This window comes from Allobosea sp. RIT-PG3_2 (assembly GCF_057321085.1).
Map to the genome: position 1 here is coordinate 186,590 of NZ_JBXWCA010000005.1, position 17,097 is coordinate 203,686.

The window sequence follows — 17,097 nt, forward strand, 5'->3', positions numbered from 1 at the left end:
CGCTTCTCGCAAAGGCGGCACTGGCTTATTGGTGAAGCGGGAGAACTCATGAGACGCATCTCCAGATATCGCCGTCGCAGCCTGTTTCAGGTTGGGTAGCCCATGACGGCCGGCACGCCCCATCACATCGTCATCGTGGGAGCCGGCTTTGGCGGGCTGGAGGCGGCGCGAAATCTCGCCGGCGAGCCGGTCAGGATCACGCTCATCGACCGGCGTAACCATCACCTCTTCCAGCCTTTGCTCTATCAGGTCGCGACGGCGTCGCTGCCGACCTCCGAAATCGCCTGGCCGGCCCGTTCGCTGCTGCGGCGATACAAGAACGTCACCACGCTGCTGGGCAGCGTCGTCGGCGTCGATGCGGGGGTGAAGACGGTGCTGATCGAGGGCGAGCCGCCGCTTGCCTTCGACAGCCTGATCCTGGCGACCGGGGCACGACACTCCTATTTCGGCCATGACGAGTGGGAGCCCTACGCACCCGGGCTGAAGACGCTCGAAGACGCGACGAAGATCAGGCGGCGTATTCTCTCGGCCTTCGAGCAGGCAGAATGGGAGACGGACGCTGCCCGGCGCGCCGAGCTCCTCACCTTCGTGATCATCGGCGCAGGTCCGACCGGGGTGGAGCTTGCCGGCACGATCGCCGAGCTGGCGCATGACACGTTGCGCGGCGATTTCCGCAACTTCGATACGCGCTCCGCACGCGTCATCCTGGTCGAGGCCGGCCCGCGCATCCTGGCTGGCTTCACCGAGGACCTCTCGGCCTATGCGGAGCGGGCGCTGATCGGGCTCGGCGTCGAGATCAAGCTCGGTCACGCTGTCTCGAACTGCACCGCGGACGGGATCGAACTCGGCGGCGCCTTCCTGCCGGCCAGGACGATCCTCTGGGCGGCGGGCGTCGCTGCTTCGCCTGCGGCGGAGTGGCTCGGCGCGCCGGCCGACAGGGCCGGGCGGGTGATGGTCGAGCCCGACCTCACGGTACCCGGCCAGCGCGATATCTTCGTCGTCGGCGACACGGCCCATGTCGTCTCGGCCGATGGCAAGCCGGTGCCCGGCGTCGCGCCAGCGGCCAAGCAGGAGGGGCGCTACGTCGCCGGAGTGATCAAGGCGCGGCTGAAGGGCGAGGCCGCGCCGCCGCCCTTCGCCTACAGCAATGCCGGCAATCTCGCGACGATCGGCAAGCGCGCGGCGATCGTCGATTTCGGCTGGATCAAGCTGAAGGGGCGCATCGCCTGGTGGACCTGGGGCGTCGCGCACATCTTCTTCCTGATCGGCCTGCGGAACCGCCTCGCCGTCGCGCTGAATTGGCTGTGGATCTATGTCAGCGGCCACCGCAGCGCCCGCCTGATCACGCAAGGGCAGGCGAAGAGCGGCGAAGCCGACGCGCCCCGCTGATCGCGTTTCTGTCCCGCATCAGGAGCGCGCGAAATCCTCCGGCCGGAAGAAGGGCGTGTCCTTCAGTTCGGCCTCCTCGAAGGCTTCGAGATCGCGCCTGATTGTGGCGCTGTCTTCCCTGAAGAAGGCGGCGGCGAGGGCCTGCGCGACACGCTCGCCGGCGATCGCGACGCCCGGAATGTCGCTCGCGATCGCGCCATGGCTGACATTGGCTCCGTGGTTGACGAGATGGATGCGGGAGAGTTCGGCCGGCGCGGTGGCATCCCTGGGCAGGAGCTCGAATCCCGGTCCGAGATAGGGCGCCTGCGCCAATGTCGGGCGTGCAAGCTCGGCCGGCGGCGTATAACGGTCGCTCCAGCGCGCGATATGTCCGGCGAATTCCGACAGTTCCTGAATACGCGCCGCGTCGACCTGAAAACCCGTGGCGACGATGAGGAAGTCGTGGCGGCGCTCGATGCGGCCCTCGGGCATGTCGATGTCGAGCACGACCTGCCCGGACTCGCGTCTGACCGAAGCGACGCGATGCCGGAAGCGGATGCCAAGCCCACTGGATTTCAGCGCACGCAGCACGGTCTCGTGCGGTGGCGGCGCGAGCATGTCGTCGAGATAGGCGGCGAGTGCCCAGCGGTCGGCGTCGGTGAGGGTGCTCCAGCCGTGGAAGAAGCCCTGGGTCGCCGAGCCGCGGCCCTTGTTGATCTGCGGCAGATGCGACCGGCGCAGATACATCTCTACGTTCGCCGCGCCTTGCTCGAGAGCGGTGGCAGCATTGTCCCAGGCCGAGGCGCTGCCGCCGATGACGCCGATCGACTTACCGCGCAGTCGCTCGAAATCGATCGGGTCGTTGCTGTGGGCCGCGAAAGCGGGTTTGAGGTCGCGCGGGACGATATCCGGCCAGAGATCGCCGCCCGCGCCGCCGCGTCCGGTGGCGAGGACGACATGGCGGGCGAAGCTGGTCTTCGCTCCCTCCGCCGTCTTCATTTCGAGGGCGAGCAGGCCGTCATGCGGGCGCAGCTTCGTCAGCGCGGTGCGATGCTGCACCGGCAGGGTGAGTACGCGCTGGAGCCAACTGAGATAATCGACCCAGACTGCGTTCGGGATTTTGTAGAGCGTCTCCCAGGCGGCTTCGCCGAAGCTCGCCATGTACCATGCGGCGAAGGTCAGCGACGGGATTCCGAGCGCAGGCCCCGTCAGCGTCTTGGGCGAGCGCAGCGTGTCCATGCGCGCATAGCTGTTCCACGGGCCTTCGCGGCCGGGCTCGTTGGCGTCAAAGAGGCGGGTATTGACGATGCCCTTGGCCAGCAGGGCCGACGCTGCGGCGATGCCGTTCATGCCGGCGCCGACGATGGCGACGTCGAGGACCGGCTCGCCATCTGCCGTCGTGCGTGGATGAAGCCAAGGCTTGGCCGGGATGCCGAGCAAGGCCAGGTCGCGCTTCACCTGCGCTTCGTGGCGGGCAAGACCGTCGGCGATCGGCACTGGCGTTGCGATGCGCTTCATCACGAAACCTCCGCCGACTCGCGGGTGGCTTCGGTCGTGCCGAAGCCTTGCCCGGGGATCGAGGCGAGCAGGGCCTGCGTATAGGGGTGCCGGCGTTGGCCGAAGACCTCCGCCACCGTCCCTGCCTCGACGACCTCGCCGTTCTTCATCACCGCGATCAGATCGCAGACCTGTGCGGCGACACGCAGGTCGTGGGTGATGAAGACGATGGAGAGGCCGAGCCGCTCACGCAGATCGGCAAGGAGCTTGAGCACCTGCGCCTGTACGGAGACGTCGAGCGCCGAGACCGGCTCATCGGCGACGAGGACATCGGGTTCGAGCGCCAGAGCACGCGCCAGGCCGATGCGCTGGCGCTGGCCGCCGGAGAACTCGTGCGGGTAGCGGTCGACCGCAGCGGGATCGAGCCCGACGAGGCCGAAGAGTTCGCGGGCGCGCTCGAGCGCCTGCCTGCGCGGCATGCCGTTGACGACGAGCCCCTGCGCGACGAGATCGCCGGCCTTGCGGCGCGGGTTCAGCGAGGCGAAGGGGTCCTGGAACACCATCTGGATATGCCGGCTGCGCGCGCGCATCTCGGCGCGGGACAGCTTGGTCAGATCCTCGCCCTGGAGGCGGATCGCGCCGGTGTCGGGGTCGATCAGCCGGATGATGCAGCGTGCCAGCGTCGACTTGCCGGAACCGGATTCGCCGACGATGCCGAGCGTCCCGCCCTTCGGCAGGGTGAGCGTCACGTCCTTGACCGCGTGGGTGACGCGCTGGCCACGGCCGAGGAAGCCGCCGGTGCGATAGGTCTTCGAGACGTTCTCGATCGTCAGGATCGCCTCGTCCGAAAGCGGGCGCGGCGGCGGCGGCTTCAGCGCCGGCACGGCGGCGATGAGCTGGCGCGTATAGGGGTGGCTGGGGTGATTCAGGACGGTTTCGGGCTCGCCCTGCTCGACGACGAGGCCGTGCTGCATCACCACGACGCGATCCGCGATCTCGGCGACGACGCCGAAATCATGCGTGATGAAGAGCACGGCGGTGCCCTTGCGCGCCTGCAACTCGCGGATCAGCTTGAGGATCTGCGCTTGGGTGGTGACGTCGAGCGCCGTGGTCGGCTCGTCGGCGATCAGCACCTTCGGATCCAGCGCGAGCGCCATCGCGATCATGGCGCGCTGGCGCTGCCCGCCCGAGAGCTCATGCGGATAGGCCTTGGCGGCGCGCTCCGGCTCGGGGATTTGCACTTCCACGAGCAGCTCCTGAACGCGGGCCGCGATCGCGCGCTTGCCGAGATCGGTATGGATGCCGAGCATCTCGCCGATCTGGTCGCCGATGCTGCGCAGCGGGTTCAGCGCCGTCATCGGCTCCTGGAAGATCATCGCGATGCCGGCGCCGCGAATTCTGCGCATCTCAGCTTCGCTGGCGGCCGCGATATCGCGGCCCTCGAAGAGGATGCGGCCGCGCTCTATCGCGACGCCTGTAGGGAGCAGGCGCATGATGGCATTGGCCGTCATCGACTTGCCGGAGCCGGATTCGCCGACGACGCAGACGATCTCGCCCGCATTCAGCTCCAGCGAGACATCCTGCATTGCATGTGGCCGGTCGGCGCCCTCCGGCAGGCCGACTGTCAGTCCATCGAGGGTGAGGATCGCGCTCATCGTCCCTTGAGCCTCGGATTGAGGGCGTCGTTCAGCCCTTGGCCGACGAGCGAGACGCCGAGCACGGTGAGCAGGATCGCGACGCCGGGAATGGCCGAGACGTACCACTGCACGCGCAGCACATCGCGGCCGAGCCCGATCAGATTGCCCCAGGAGGCGACGTTGGGATCGGAGAGCTTGAGAAAGGCGAGCGAGCTTTCGAGCAGGATCGCGACCGCCATGACGACGCTGGCGTAGACGATCACCGGCGGCAGGGCGTTGGGCAGGATCTCGCCGAAGATCAGCTTGATGTCGGGCAGGCCGATGGTGCGGCCGGCCTGCACGAATTCGCGGTTGCGCAGCGACAGGAACTCGGCGCGGGTGAGGCGGGCGGGAGCCGGCCATGAGACGATGCCGATCGCCACCATCACGGTCGTCAACGTCGAGCCGAAGACCACGACCAGCACGAGCAGCAGCAGGAAGTTCGGCAGGGTCTGGAAGGCCTCGGTGATGCGCATCAGCACGGTATCGACCTTGCCGCCGTAGAAGCCGGCGAGCGCGCCGATGACGATGCCGATCGCGACTGCGATGACTGTCGCGACGATGCCGATCAGCAGCGAGATGCGCGCGCCGTAAAAAATCTGGGCGGCGATGTCGCGGCCGGAATTGTCGGTCCCGAGCAGGAAGCGCGGATTGGCGAGCGGCCATTGCAGCGGCCGGCCGGCGAGCGCGAGGGGATCGCGCGGGAAGAGCCAGCCGGCGCTCGCCGCCATCGCGATGACGATCAGCAGGAGGATGAGGCCGATCACGGCGGCCGGACTGCGGAGATAGCGCTTGAGGATGTCCATCGCCTCAGCCCTCCGGCGCGATGCGCGGGTCGAGCCGCGCATAGAGCAGGTCGACGATGAAGTTCACGACGATGACCAGCAGCGCCGAGACGAAGACGATGCCGAGCAGCGTGTTGAGGTCGCGCTGGATCACGGATTCATAGGCGAGGCGGCCGAGCCCCGGCAGCGAGAAGACGCTTTCGACCACGACGGAGCCGCCGAGCATCGTGCCGGCCTGCAAGCCGATCAGCGTCACCATCGGCAGCAAGGCGTTGCGCAGGACGTGGCGGGTGATGACGCGGGTCTCGTCGAGGCCCTTGGAGCGGGCGGTGCGGACGAAGTCGAGGTTGAGCACCTCAAGCATCGCGCCGCGCATCAGCCGCAGATAGATGGCGAGATAGATCAGCCCAAGCGTCAGCGTCGGCAGGACGAGGTGGCGCGCGATGTCGAGCGTGCGGGCGAAGCCCGTCAGGCCAGCGCCGATATCCTCGAAATCGCCGGCCGGCAGCCATTGGAGATGCACGGAGAAGACGACGATCGCCATCAGCCCGAACCAGAAGGAGGGGGTGGCGTAGAAGATCAGGCCGAGCGTCGAGATCAGCGTGTCCTGCCAGCGATTGACGTCGCGCGCCGCGAGCACGCCGAGCACGATGCCGGCGAAGAAGGCGAAGGAGAGGGCGGAAACCATCAGCAGCAGGGTCGCGGGCAGGCGCTCGGCGATGACGCTGGCGACCGGCTTGCCGTAGATGGCGGAGTGGCCGAGGTCGAAGCGGATCAGCCGCCAGAGATACTGTCCGAGCCGCTCGGCGGTCGAGAGGTCGAGCCCGTAGAAGCGGCGCAGTTCCTGCGCGAGCTTGGCGTCGCCGCCGCCCATCTGCGCCATCATGGCGTCGACGGTATCGCCGGGTGCGAACTGCAGCAGCAGGAAGATGCCGATCAGGATCAGCAACAGGGTCGGGACCGAGGCGGCGAGCCGCCGCCCCGCAAGGGTCAAGATACGCATGATCGACGCGCCGTGTTGTCGCGGGCCGTGCGAAGGGCCGGCCCGCTCTCCTGTTCTTATTCGGCCAACCAAAGGTCGTGCCAGCTCGACGAGCCCCAGCGCGGGGTGTTCGAGTGGTTACGGGCCTTGGCGCTGATCGTGGTGACGAAGATCTGCTCGATCGGGGTCCAGATCGGCAGTTCCGTGTTCACCTTGCGGACGAAATCGCCATAGAGCGCCTTGCGCTTGGCCGGATCGACCTCGGTCGCTGCGTCGTCGATGATCTTGTCGACGGCCTCGTCCTTCCAGTCCCACTGGTTGGTCCAGGGCGCGCCCTTGGGCTGGCCGGAACGGTACCAGACCGTGGTCGAGACGGCCGGGTCGTTGCGGTACTGGTGCCAGCCGGTGGCGAGGTCGAAATCCCAATCGTTGTAGACGCTCTTCAGGAATCCGCCGCCATCGACGCGCACGATGTCGACCTTGATGCCGACCTGCGCCAGTGACTGCTGGATGAAGGTCGAGAACAGCGAGATGTCCTCGCCCCATGGGGCAGGGGTGAGCCTGAGCGAGAAGCGGGTCCCGCCGGCACCGGGCTTGTAGCCGGCCTCGTCCAGCAGCTTGACCGCGAGCGCCTTGTCGAACGGATATTGCGGGCCGTTGTCGGCCGGGTAGAAATCGGTCGAGACCGAGGGGATCGGCCCGGTGCCGCGCTTGGCGAAATCGCCAAGGAAGTTCTCGATGAAGAACGGGATGTCGAGCGCATGCGCGATGGCGCGGCGCACCCGGATGTCGGCGAGTTCCTTGCGGCGGAAATTGAATTCGATCGTGTTGGTGCGGGCGTTGCCCTCATTGCCCTTGGTCGAGACGATGAAGCGCTTGTCCTTGGACAGGCGGGCCATGTCCGAGATCGTCAGGCCCGAGAATGGGCTGTAGTGGAGCTGGCCGGCTTCGAGCTGGGCGGCGGCGGCCGAACGGTCGGTGATCACGCGCCAGATGATGCGGTCGAGATAGGGCGCATTCTCGCGCCAGTAGTTCGGGTTGCGATCGGCGATGACATGCTGGCCGCGCTCATAGGAGACGAACTTGAACGGGCCCGTGCCGATCGGCGCGAGGTTGACCGGGTTGTTCCGGATGTCGCCCTTGCCCTCGTAGAGATGGCGCGGCGAGACGTAGCCGAGATCGGGCAGGGCGCGCAGCAGCAGGTTCAGCGGCATCGGCCGCTCGTAGCGGAAGACCGCGGTCAGCGGATCGGGCGTATCGACGGCGGTGAGGAAGAGCTGCAGCGTGGTGCCGTAGTTCAGGATCTTCTTCCACATCTCCATCGCGGTGAACTGGACGTCCGCCGAGGTGAAGGGCTGGCCGTCATGCCAGGTCACGCCCTTGCGCAGCTTGAAGGTGATGGTCTTGCCGTCGGGCGTGTTTTCCCAGCTCTCGGCGAGGACGCCGACCGGGTTGCCGTTGGCATCGAGATCGACCAGCGGCTCCTGGATCTTGCCGCCGATAATGTAGACACCGGTCGAGGCCTGCAGGCTCGGGTTGAGCTGGCGCTGCTCGGCACCATAGTGGACGCCGAAGACGCCGCCCTTGCGCGGGGTCTCCTGCGCGAAGGCCTTGAACGGGTTGACGACATTGGCCGCGATGGCGGCTGAGGTCATCAGGATTGAGCGACGGGTGAAGTCCATGGGGATCCTCGACGATCTGAGCTCGGAGGCTGAAAGACGGAATGCAGGAGTCGTGCCGGTCAGGCCGGCACGAAGCTGAGCACCGAGCCGGAGGCGCGAGCGGCGGGAACGCTGGCTACTTCGCCGTGGCGGATCGCTCCGAAGGCCCTGGCGGCGGCATCGAGATCGCGCGTGGCGAGCACGAGCGCCGCGACGCCTTGGCTTGCGGCGCCTTCACGCACGGCGTCGGGATAACGCTCGGCGAAGGTCTCGGCGGTGTAGAACAGGATGTCGGCGCGCGAGCGCCCGGAGGCGACCCGCCAGACCGCGCCTTCCTGCTGCGCCGGCTCGTCGATCAGCCGCGAGAGATGCGCCGCGGCAGCCTGCGGATCGGCGGACAGGATCTCGACGCGACGCAGCGCGACGGCGCCGTTGGCGTGCTGCTGGAGAACCGGAATCCAGACGTTCTCACGCGTCAGGTGCTGGCAGGCGAAGATGCGGATGCCGCCGGGCTGCTCGTCGAGCGGCCAGCGGAAGACGTTGAACTTGGCATCGGCCTCGCCGCCGCCGGGCAGCGGCACCGGCCGGCCGAAATGCACAGGGCCGATCGCCGGAAAGCCGCGCGCCGTGATCTCGGCCGCGCCGGCCGCGGCGTCGTCCGTGGTGAAGGCGATGCGCTCGATGCCCTCGTGCTTCGTCAGGAAATCGCGCGTGGGCTTGTTCTGGTCGGTGTCGGAGACGATCCCGAGCAGTTCGAGATAGTCGTCCTGCAGCATGATGGTGTGGTTGGCCGAGCCCATATGCGACGAATGAAGGCCGCGCGGCGAGACGGTGAAGCCGAGCTCTTCCCAGGTCTTGGCCGAGAGAGCGAGATCGCGAACGGCGACGACGACATGGTCGACGCCCAGAATATGATTGAGAGACATTCAGCCGGTCCGAGATAATGCCGCTTGCGGCGGCTCAGGCGAAGAATTTCCTTCTTCGGTCGGCAATCTAGTCGGGCGATATGGGGAATGTCCTTATCGTTATTTTCTGTTTTTGGAGATGAATGATCTCCTTTTCGTGGTCGGCAATATGCGGACCGGTTGTGCTGGATAGGTCGCGGCCTGGTGATCGGATCGCGCTTGATTTCCGATCAAAGCGGGCATATACCCGCAACTATGTCCATTGCCTGCTACTGCACGCGCCTCAAGACCGTGACCCGCAAGATCGCGGGGCTTTATGACGTCGCTTTGGCGCCGGTGGGGATCAACATCGCCCAGTTCGCCATCCTCAGAAACGTCCGCAGATACCAGCCGGTCAGCCTGACGGAGCTGGGCCGGCTTCTGGAACTCGATCGATCGACCATGGGGCGCAATATCCGCGTGGTCGAGAAGATGGGCCTCGTATCGCTGGGGCGCGGAGACGATCAGCGGGAGCTGGTCGTGTCATTGAGCTCTCAAGGAGAAGCGGTTCTGGAAGAGGCGTCGCCGCTCTGGGAGACGTGCCAGCAGGACATCACCGGGCGCCTCGGCACCGAGCGTCTCAAGGCTCTCAACGAACTGAGCGACCTTCTCTGATCGTTTAATCTTAAGCGGGTATATACCCATAAATTGGATGCTCTCATGTCGCAGATAGCCGCCTCCGCCGACAATTCGGCGCTTCCACGCTTCTTTGCTCGACGCGGCATCCACTATGGCTGGGTGGTCGCGGCTGTCACCTTCCTGACCATGCTGGTCACTGCCGGCGCCGTCGGCGCGCCGGGCGTGCTGATCGGCCCCCTGCATCAGGAGTTCGGCTGGTCGACCTCGGAGATTTCCTCCGCCTTCGCGATCCGGTTGGTGCTGTTCGGGCTGATCGGGCCGTTCGCCGCTGCGTTCATGAACCGCTTCGGCGTCAGGCGCGTCGCGGCCGTGGCCTTGACGCTGATCGCAGCCGGCGTGCTCGGCTCCTTCGTCATGACGACGCTCTGGCAGCTGATGCTGTTCCTCGGCGTCGTCGTCGGCTTCGGCACGGGGCTGACCGCCATGGTGCTGGGGGCGACGGTGGCGACGCGCTGGTTCTCGGCACGGCGCGGCCTCGTGATCGGCCTGCTCACGGCCAGCACGGCGACGGGCCAGCTCGTTTTCCTGCCGCTGCTCGCCTCGCTGACGGAGACGCTTGGTTGGCGCAGCGCGCTCACGGTCGTGCTGGTGATGCTGCTGCTCGCCGCCATCGCGGTGCTGGTGCTGATGCGGGACCGTCCGTCCGACATCGGGCTTGCCCCCTATGGCGCGACGGCCCCAGTAGCTGCGCCGCCGGCGGCGCCCGCGACGTTCCGCGCCATGCTGGCTTCGCCGCTGATCGCGCTGAAGGATGCCTCGCGCTCCGGCATCTTCTGGGCTCTGTTCGGCACGTTCTTCGTCTGCGGCGCCAGCACGAACGGCCTGGTGCAGACCCATTTCGTTTCGCTCTGCGGCGATTTCGGCATGGCGCCGGTGGCTGCGGCCGGCATGCTCGCGGTCATCGGCATCTTCGACTTCGCCGGCACGGTCGGCTCGGGCTGGCTGTCCGACCGTTTCGACAGCCGCAAGCTGCTGTTCTGGTATTATGGCCTGCGTGGGCTCTCCCTGATCTATCTGCCCTTCACCAGCTTCAGCTTCTACGAACTCTCGATCTTCGCCGTGTTCTATGGGCTCGACTGGGTCGCCACAGTGCCGCCGACCGTGAAGCTTGCGGCCGATCGCTTCGGCGAGCGCGCCAATCTCGTCTTCGGCTGGATCTTCGCGGGGCACCAGCTCGGCGCCGCCACCGCGGCCTGGGGGGCGGGCTTCAGCCGCACGGTCTATGCGAGCTATCTGCCGGCCTTCTTCATTGCCGGCGTGCTCTGCCTGATCGCCGCGGTCGCGATCGTCGCGGTGCGCGAGCCCCGCGAGCGGGACCTCGTGCCGGCGGCGGCCTGATCGCCCGTGTTGCGACATCGCGGCTTATGCCTATCTACAAGCCATGACCGCGATTCCGTTCGACAACTCCTATGCGCGCCTGCCCGAGCGGTTCTATGCCGCGGTCGATCCGACCGCGGTCGCCGCGCCACGGCTTATCAAACTGAACGAGACGCTGGTCTCTGAGCTCGGCCTCGATCCGGATTGGCTGAAGGGGCCGGACGGTCTCGCGATGCTGGCCGGCAACAGCATCGCCGATGGGGCAAGCCCGATCGCGACCGCTTATGCCGGCCATCAGTTCGGTGGCTTCAGCCCACAGCTGGGCGACGGGCGGGCGATCCTGCTCGGAGAGGTGGTGGATCGCGAGGGCCGGCGACGCGACATCCAGCTCAAAGGCTCCGGTCCGACGCCGTTCTCGCGCCGGGGGGATGGCAGGGCAGCGGTCGGCCCGGTTCTGCGCGAATACATCGTCAGCGAGGCGATGGCCGCGCTTGGCGTGCCGACGACGCGTGCACTTGCCGCCGTTCTGACCGGCGAGGTCGTCAGGCGCGAGACGCTCCTGCCGGGCGCCATCTTCACCCGGGTCGCTTCCAGCCATATCCGGATCGGGACCTTCCAGTTCTTTGCGGCTCGCCGCGATGTCGAGGCCCTTCGCCTCCTGGCCGACCACGTCATCGCCCGGCATTATCCGGACGCTGCCAACAGCGAAGCGCCGTATCTCGCCTTGCTGGAAGCCGTCATCGCTGCGCAGGCGGATCTCATCGCGCGCTGGATGCTGATCGGCTTCATCCATGGGGTGATGAACACGGACAACATGTCGATCGCGGGCGAGACGATCGACTACGGGCCGTGCGCTTTCATGGACAGCTACGATCCCGCGACCGTGTTCAGCTCCATCGACGAACACGGCCGCTACGCCTATGGCAACCAGCCGCCGATCGCGCTGTGGAACCTGACTCGCCTCGCCGAGGCGCTGCTGCCGCTGCTGTCGGATGACCAGGAGAGGGTGGTGACGATCGCGCAGGACGCGCTCAACCGATTCAACGATCTGTTCCAGAGCCGACTGGTTGCCGGTTTCCGCCGCAAGCTCGGCCTCGTCAGCGAGGCGCCGGACGATGTGCTGCTCATCAAGGCGCTGCTCGAGACGATGCAACGAGGGCAGGCCGATTTCACATTGACGTTCCGGCGGCTCGGAGACGACCTCCTTGAGGGCGGGCGGCGCTGTCGCGAGCTGTTTGCCAATGCAGGCGAATTCGACGGCTGGCTGAGCCGCTGGCATGAGCGCCTGCAGCAGGAGACCTTGTCCGCGGAGGAGCGGCAGCGCCTGATGCACGGCGTCAATCCGCTGTTCATTCCCAGGAACCATCGAATCGAGGCGGTGATCCAGGCCGCCGTGGAGCGCGACGATCTGGCGCCGTTCGAGGAGCTGCTGGCCGTTCTGGCGAACCCCTATGACGATCAGCCCGGGCGAGAGGCCTACACGCTGCCGCCCGCCGCTCACGAGCGTGTGCTGGCGACCTTCTGCGGCACCTAGGCGTTTCAGTTTTGCGGCATGGCTGACGTCTGTCTGTCTGCCTGCGACCTCAGCCGGCAGCTGTGCCGCCGGCATTGCTGCGCCTATCGCGTTGCAGGGACAGGATGGTGTCGGCAACATCGAGACCCGTCCGATAGGCGCCGTGAGCGGTCGAGAAGTCCTGCGCCGAGCAGGCTTCACCTGCGAAGAAGATGCGTTCGTCCCAGGGACGCGCCAGAACGGAACGGGCCGTGGCATGGCCCGGAAGGGCGTGGCTGTACGATCCGCGCGCGAAGGGCTGCCGGGCCCAACGCGACTGAGCGACCGGCTTCAGCTTGAGCCTCATTCCGGAGCCGAACAGGCCTGAAAGCTCATCCAGCGCGAAGGCGGCCATCGCACCGTCCTCTTCGAGTTCACGCGCCGTGGCGCCGCCCAGAAAACCCTCGATCAGCGGGCGGCCGAACGGGCGCAGATGGTAGCTCGCCGTCCTGGACAGATGGGGATTGCCGAGGACCTGGGTGTCCGGTTCCAGATCGTTCGGTTCGTCGATATGGAAGACGATCTTGTCGGCAAGCCCCAGGGGCAGCCGGCTTGCGGCCTCGATCCAGTCGTCGAGTGCGTGGGGCAGCTCGATGACGCCGGCCGCCAGCACGTCGGTGGGTACGGAGACGATCGCTGTCCGGGCCCGGATGGTGCCGGTTTCCGTGACGATCGCGAGCCACTGTGCATCCGCCCGGATCGCGGTGACGGGGGTGCCGAGCGCGATCGGCAGCTCTGCGGCAGCCGCGGCGATGAGGCTGCCATAGCCCTTGACGACCCGCCAGTTCACGCCGGTATCGGCGTTGACATAGGCGAGGTAGTCGCGGATCGACAGCGCCTCCAATTCCACGCCGTTGACGTAGCTGCTGAGGGCTTCGAGATAGGGCTTCCATGGATGCCCGGGCGTCAGCAGATCGGCCGCCCGGTCGGTTTCGACAGGAGCATGCCGTAGATCGACTTCGAAGCGGGCCGAGGCGGCCCGTGCTGCTGCCTGCTCGGCTTCGGTGAAGCCGAGATTGCGGAACTGGCGGCCCCAAGGCGGGAGCGTTCGATCGACCGCGAAGCCGAGGGTCGGGGCAAGCGCGGCCCAGGGGTTCCGGTCGGCCGAATGCAGCCAGCCGCAGCCGAGATCGATCGGCAGCCCGTCGTGATGGATGGTCCAGGCGCGGCCGCCGATCCGGTTCTCGGCTTCGACGACGAGAACGGAAAGCCGCGCCTGCGCAAGCCGCCGGGCGGCGGCGATGCCGGCGGCTCCGGCCCCGATCACGACGACATCATATTCGCTGTTCATTCCACCGCCCTCGGCGCTGCGCCGAGCTCCAGCCAATCGAGTTCTTCCTCGAGCCGATGGAACGCATCGTCCCCGATGGTGCCGTCGCGTCGCAGCGCCAGCGCCGTGTCGCGCGCCGCGGCGAGGGCGTCGCGCCGGAAGCGGTTCTGCGCGGTGTCGAATTCCGCGCCGTCGCGCGTCTGTTCGAGCATAGCGCCGTATTCCCGGCGTATCGCCTCGGCGACCTCCGACGGAGCTTCGCCGATCGTTGCGATCGCCGCCTTGAGCGCGAGCTTGCGGGCCATGCGGAACTCGTGCTCGACCGTCCGGTCCTCCACCGGGGCGAGCCGCTTGAGCAGCAGCGGCAAGGTGAGGCCCTGGATCAGAAGCGTGCCGACCACGACGACGAAGGCGCACATCAGGATCAGGTCGCGATAGGGAAAACCTATGGGCAGGGCATAGGCCGCCGCCAAAGTGACGATGCCGCGCATGCCGCACCAGGCGATGATCAGGCCGTCGCTCAGCGTCGAGGTTCGGGGGGCCTCCTCGCCGGCCGAGTGGGCGACGGCGCGGCCCGCCTGCTTCGCGACGATCTGATAGGCCATCACCCAGCTCAGGCGCACGACGATCACCGTCGCCAGCACGGCCAGCGCGATGCCGACATAGGCGGCACTTCGCTGCGGGCCGAGATCGGCGAGGATCGGCCGCAATTGCAGGCCGACCAGCACGAAGGCCATGGTCTGGAGCACGAATACGGTGGTTTCCCACACCGCATAGGATGGAATGCGCAGACGGGCGCTCGTGCGGGCAGGGGCCGTGCGCGCCAGCACCATGGCATAGACCACGATGGTGATGATGCCGGAGAGATGGAGTTTTTCGGCCAGGATCCAGACGCCGAAGGTCGTGATGAACTGGAGGATGATCGCGCTCGGCGGATCGTTGAAGCGTCCGAGGAAACGGACGAAGAACGAGCCGAGCAGCGCGCCGAGGACGAGGCTTCCGACGACCACGAGGCCGAAGGTCGGCAGGGCGGAAGCCGGCGAGAAGCTGCCGGCGATCATAGCGGCGACCGCGACCCGGTAGATCAGCAGCGCCGTGGCATCGTTGAGGAGGCTTTCCCCCTCCAGGATGACGACGAGGCGATGCGGCGGGCGCACGCGCCGCAGGATGGCGGTCGCGGCGACGGCATCGGGAGGGGCGACGATCGCGCCCAGCGCCACCGCTGCCGCCCAGGGCAGATCCGGCAAGAACCATCTGGCGACGGCGGCAACGGCGATCGTCGTTACGCCCACGGCGACGACGACCAGGCTCCCGACAGTCCGCCATCTCTTGCGAAGATCCCGCACGGAGGTGTCGAAGGCGGCGTCGAGCAGGATCGGCGCGACGAAGAGCGCCAGCACCAGCTCCGGGTCGAGCGCGATCTCGGGCGCGTTGGGAATGAAGGCGATGCCCGTTCCCGCCACCGCCAGCACCACCGGATAGGGAATGCCGACACGACGCGAGGCCGCCGAGAGCAGGACGGCGGCCAGCATGATGATCAGGATCGATTCGAACAGGACCATCGTCGGCCGTTCCATTGGGGCGAGCCGGCACCTTAGCGAAGCCGCTGCGGGATCGCGACCGGTTTGCTCACAGTGCAGAGCCAGCTCCAGATTGACCTTTCGCTCTGGTCATCGTACTGGTCTTACCAGAACAAAAAAATGATGGTTCAGGGAATGGAAGCTCAGGGTTCCGACAGCGCGTCGGGTTTCGAGCGCGTCTTCGCCTACCTGCAGGAGCGGCTTCTCGACGGCACGCTGAGGCAGGGCGAGCGGCTGATGGCCGAACGCGAACTCGCTACACAGCTTGGCGTCGGCCGGCCGGTCGTGCGCGAGGCGCTGCGGGCGCTGCACATGCTCGGCATCGTCGAAATCCGCGAGCGCGTCGGCACCATCGTGAAGCGGCCGGACGCCTCGATGCTGCGGGATTTCTTCACCCTCGCGCTGGCCCAGCAGGCCGAGCTCATCGACGACGTGATGGAAGCGCGCATCGCGATCGAATGTCAGGCCGTGCGCCTGGCCTGCGAGCGCGCCACCATCGCCGATTTCGAGCGTTTGCAGCGCGCGCTGGTCCGGATCGGCGAGACGATCGACGATGCCGATGCGGGCGGCTCCGCCGACTTCGATTTCCACCGTGCCATCGTGCTGGCGTCGCGCTCGCCGACGCTCGCGGTGCTGCATGAATCCATGTCGACGCTGCTGGCGCGCTCGCACCGCAGCCGCCGCGAACTCGTCCAGCAATTCAGCTCGATGAAGAGCTACCTGATCGACGACCACAAGCGCGTTTTCGACACCATCGTCGCACGCGATCCCGATCGCGCCGAGGTGACGCTGCGGCGCCATTTCGCAATCGGCGACGAATACCGGCGCCGCGCCGTTACCGGCGAGGGCGACAGGCCGGAGACGCTGAGCGCACAGGGAGCCTGAGGCTCCGGATTCACCAGAAAAGATGCCGAGAGAGCAGAACATGGCAGGGAACGAAAAAGGCAGCGTCGGCTTCATCGGCCTCGGCACGATGGGGCGCGAAATGGCGCGCAACCTGATGAAGGCGGGGCATCCCGTCGTCGTCTTCGACATCATCGGCGATGCGGTCGCCGCATTGGTAGCAGAGGGTGCGAAGCCGGCGAAGAGTCCGGCCGAGGCGGCGGCGAGCGCCGATATCGCGATCACCATGCTGCCCGATACACCGCAGGTCGAGGATGTCATCTATGGCGAGGGCGGGCTGCTGGCTGCGCCGCCACGCGGGCGTCTCATCGTCGACATGAGCACGATCTCGCCTGTCGCCGTCCGCAGGATGCATGCCGATCTCAAGGCTGCCGGGACCGATTTCATCGATGCGCCGGTTTCGGGCGGACCGCTCGGCGCCAAGAACGCGACGCTCACGATCATGGCCGGCGGCGAGGCCGCGGCCTTCGCCAAGGCAGAGCCGTTCTTCCGCGGCATGGGTACGACGATCACCCATGTCGGGGCGCCCGGCGCCGGCCAGGCGGTCAAGCTCTGCAACCAGCTGATCTGTGGCATCAACATCCAGGCCGTCTGCGAGGCGATCGCGCTCGGCCGGGCCTCCGGCGTGGATCTGGAGCAGATGCGCAGCGTGCTGCTCGGCGGCTCGGCGGCATCCTGGATGCTCGACAAGCTCGGCCCGGCGATGATCGCGGGCGATGCCGGGGCCGGCTTCCGCATCGACCTGATGCTGAAGGATCTGCGCCTCGTGCAGGAGCAGGCGCAGGCGCTCTCGGTGCCGCTGCCGGGCACCGCGCTCGTCACCAGCCAGTACATCGAAGCACGGGCTCATGGCGAAGGCGGCAACGGCAATCAGGCGCTGTTCAGGGTCTATGACCGCATGACGAACCGGGCCTGACCGCGGC

General features: G+C 67.0%; 14 protein-coding genes. 6 read left to right on the forward strand and 8 right to left on the reverse strand.

What is annotated here, in order from left to right; genetic code table 11:
* The first annotated feature begins 102 nt into the window (after positions 1-102).
* The gene (locus AC2FAN_RS16605) at positions 103-1,389 is read left to right on the forward strand and encodes an NAD(P)/FAD-dependent oxidoreductase (protein WP_476805667.1); all 1,287 of its coding nucleotides are present in this window, start codon (positions 103-105) and stop codon (positions 1,387-1,389) included.
* Positions 1,390-1,407: 18 nt separating this feature from the next.
* On the opposite strand, the gene AC2FAN_RS16610 is transcribed toward AC2FAN_RS16605, so the two are convergent.
* The 6 genes from AC2FAN_RS16610 to AC2FAN_RS16635 are packed head-to-tail and all read right to left on the reverse strand — an operon-like array spanning position 1,408 to position 8,895.
* Positions 1,408-2,886 (reverse strand): NAD(P)-binding domain-containing protein, encoded by a 1,479-nt coding sequence (locus AC2FAN_RS16610; protein WP_485175450.1) that lies wholly within the window; start codon positions 2,884-2,886, stop codon positions 1,408-1,410.
* Positions 2,886-4,628, reverse strand: coding sequence for an ABC transporter ATP-binding protein (locus AC2FAN_RS16615; RefSeq protein WP_485175452.1), 1,743 nt, complete (start codon positions 4,626-4,628; stop codon positions 2,886-2,888). The genes AC2FAN_RS16610 and AC2FAN_RS16615 overlap by 1 nt, the downstream gene beginning before the upstream one ends.
* The gene (locus AC2FAN_RS16620) at positions 4,517-5,347 is read right to left on the reverse strand and encodes an ABC transporter permease (protein ID WP_265053651.1); all 831 of its coding nucleotides are present in this window, start codon (positions 5,345-5,347) and stop codon (positions 4,517-4,519) included. The genes AC2FAN_RS16615 and AC2FAN_RS16620 overlap by 112 nt, the downstream gene beginning before the upstream one ends.
* 4 nt (positions 5,348-5,351) lie before the next feature.
* Positions 5,352-6,329 carry an ABC transporter permease gene (locus AC2FAN_RS16625; RefSeq protein ID WP_485175454.1) on the reverse strand — a complete coding sequence of 326 codons (978 nt, stop codon included), beginning with the start codon at positions 6,327-6,329 and terminating at the stop codon, positions 5,352-5,354.
* Positions 6,330-6,385: 56 nt separating this feature from the next.
* Entirely contained in the window at positions 6,386-7,990 is a 1,605-nt protein-coding gene (locus AC2FAN_RS16630) for an ABC transporter substrate-binding protein (protein WP_485175456.1), read from the reverse strand.
* A 59-nt stretch (positions 7,991-8,049) separates the two neighbouring features.
* On the reverse strand, positions 8,050-8,895 hold the full coding sequence (locus AC2FAN_RS16635; RefSeq protein ID WP_485175458.1) for a VOC family protein: 846 nt from the start codon (positions 8,893-8,895) through the stop codon (positions 8,050-8,052).
* 270 nt (positions 8,896-9,165) lie between these two features.
* Between AC2FAN_RS16635 and AC2FAN_RS16640 the strand changes: the two genes are divergently transcribed.
* The 3 genes from AC2FAN_RS16640 to AC2FAN_RS16650 are packed head-to-tail and all read left to right on the forward strand — an operon-like array spanning position 9,166 to position 12,403.
* Complete coding sequence (locus tag AC2FAN_RS16640; RefSeq protein ID WP_485175460.1) at positions 9,166-9,528, forward strand: MarR family winged helix-turn-helix transcriptional regulator; 363 nt, start codon at positions 9,166-9,168, stop codon at positions 9,526-9,528.
* 45 nt (positions 9,529-9,573) lie between these two features.
* Positions 9,574-10,890, forward strand: a complete 1,317-nt coding sequence (locus tag AC2FAN_RS16645; RefSeq protein ID WP_485175462.1) for an MFS transporter — start codon at positions 9,574-9,576, stop codon at positions 10,888-10,890.
* 43 nt (positions 10,891-10,933) lie between these two features.
* Positions 10,934-12,403, forward strand: coding sequence for a protein adenylyltransferase SelO (locus tag AC2FAN_RS16650; RefSeq protein ID WP_485175464.1), 1,470 nt, complete (start codon positions 10,934-10,936; stop codon positions 12,401-12,403).
* A gap of 49 nt (positions 12,404-12,452) precedes the next feature.
* Here AC2FAN_RS16650 and AC2FAN_RS16655 read toward each other — a convergent pair whose 3' ends face one another.
* Both AC2FAN_RS16655 and AC2FAN_RS16660 read right to left on the reverse strand, forming a co-directional pair.
* Complete coding sequence (locus tag AC2FAN_RS16655) at positions 12,453-13,712, reverse strand: flavin monoamine oxidase family protein (protein WP_485175466.1); 1,260 nt, start codon at positions 13,710-13,712, stop codon at positions 12,453-12,455.
* Complete coding sequence (locus tag AC2FAN_RS16660; protein ID WP_485175468.1) at positions 13,709-15,253, reverse strand: cation:proton antiporter; 1,545 nt, start codon at positions 15,251-15,253, stop codon at positions 13,709-13,711. Before AC2FAN_RS16660 ends, AC2FAN_RS16655 begins: the two co-directional genes overlap by 4 nt.
* 138 nt (positions 15,254-15,391) lie before the next feature.
* Between AC2FAN_RS16660 and AC2FAN_RS16665 the strand changes: the two genes are divergently transcribed.
* Both AC2FAN_RS16665 and AC2FAN_RS16670 read left to right on the forward strand, forming a co-directional pair.
* Positions 15,392-16,156 carry a FadR/GntR family transcriptional regulator gene (locus AC2FAN_RS16665; RefSeq protein ID WP_485175470.1) on the forward strand — a complete coding sequence of 255 codons (765 nt, stop codon included), beginning with the start codon at positions 15,392-15,394 and terminating at the stop codon, positions 16,154-16,156.
* Positions 16,157-16,196: 40 nt separating this feature from the next.
* On the forward strand, positions 16,197-17,090 hold the full coding sequence (locus tag AC2FAN_RS16670) for an NAD(P)-dependent oxidoreductase (protein WP_485175472.1): 894 nt from the start codon (positions 16,197-16,199) through the stop codon (positions 17,088-17,090).
* Positions 17,091-17,097: the final 7 nt, after the last annotated feature.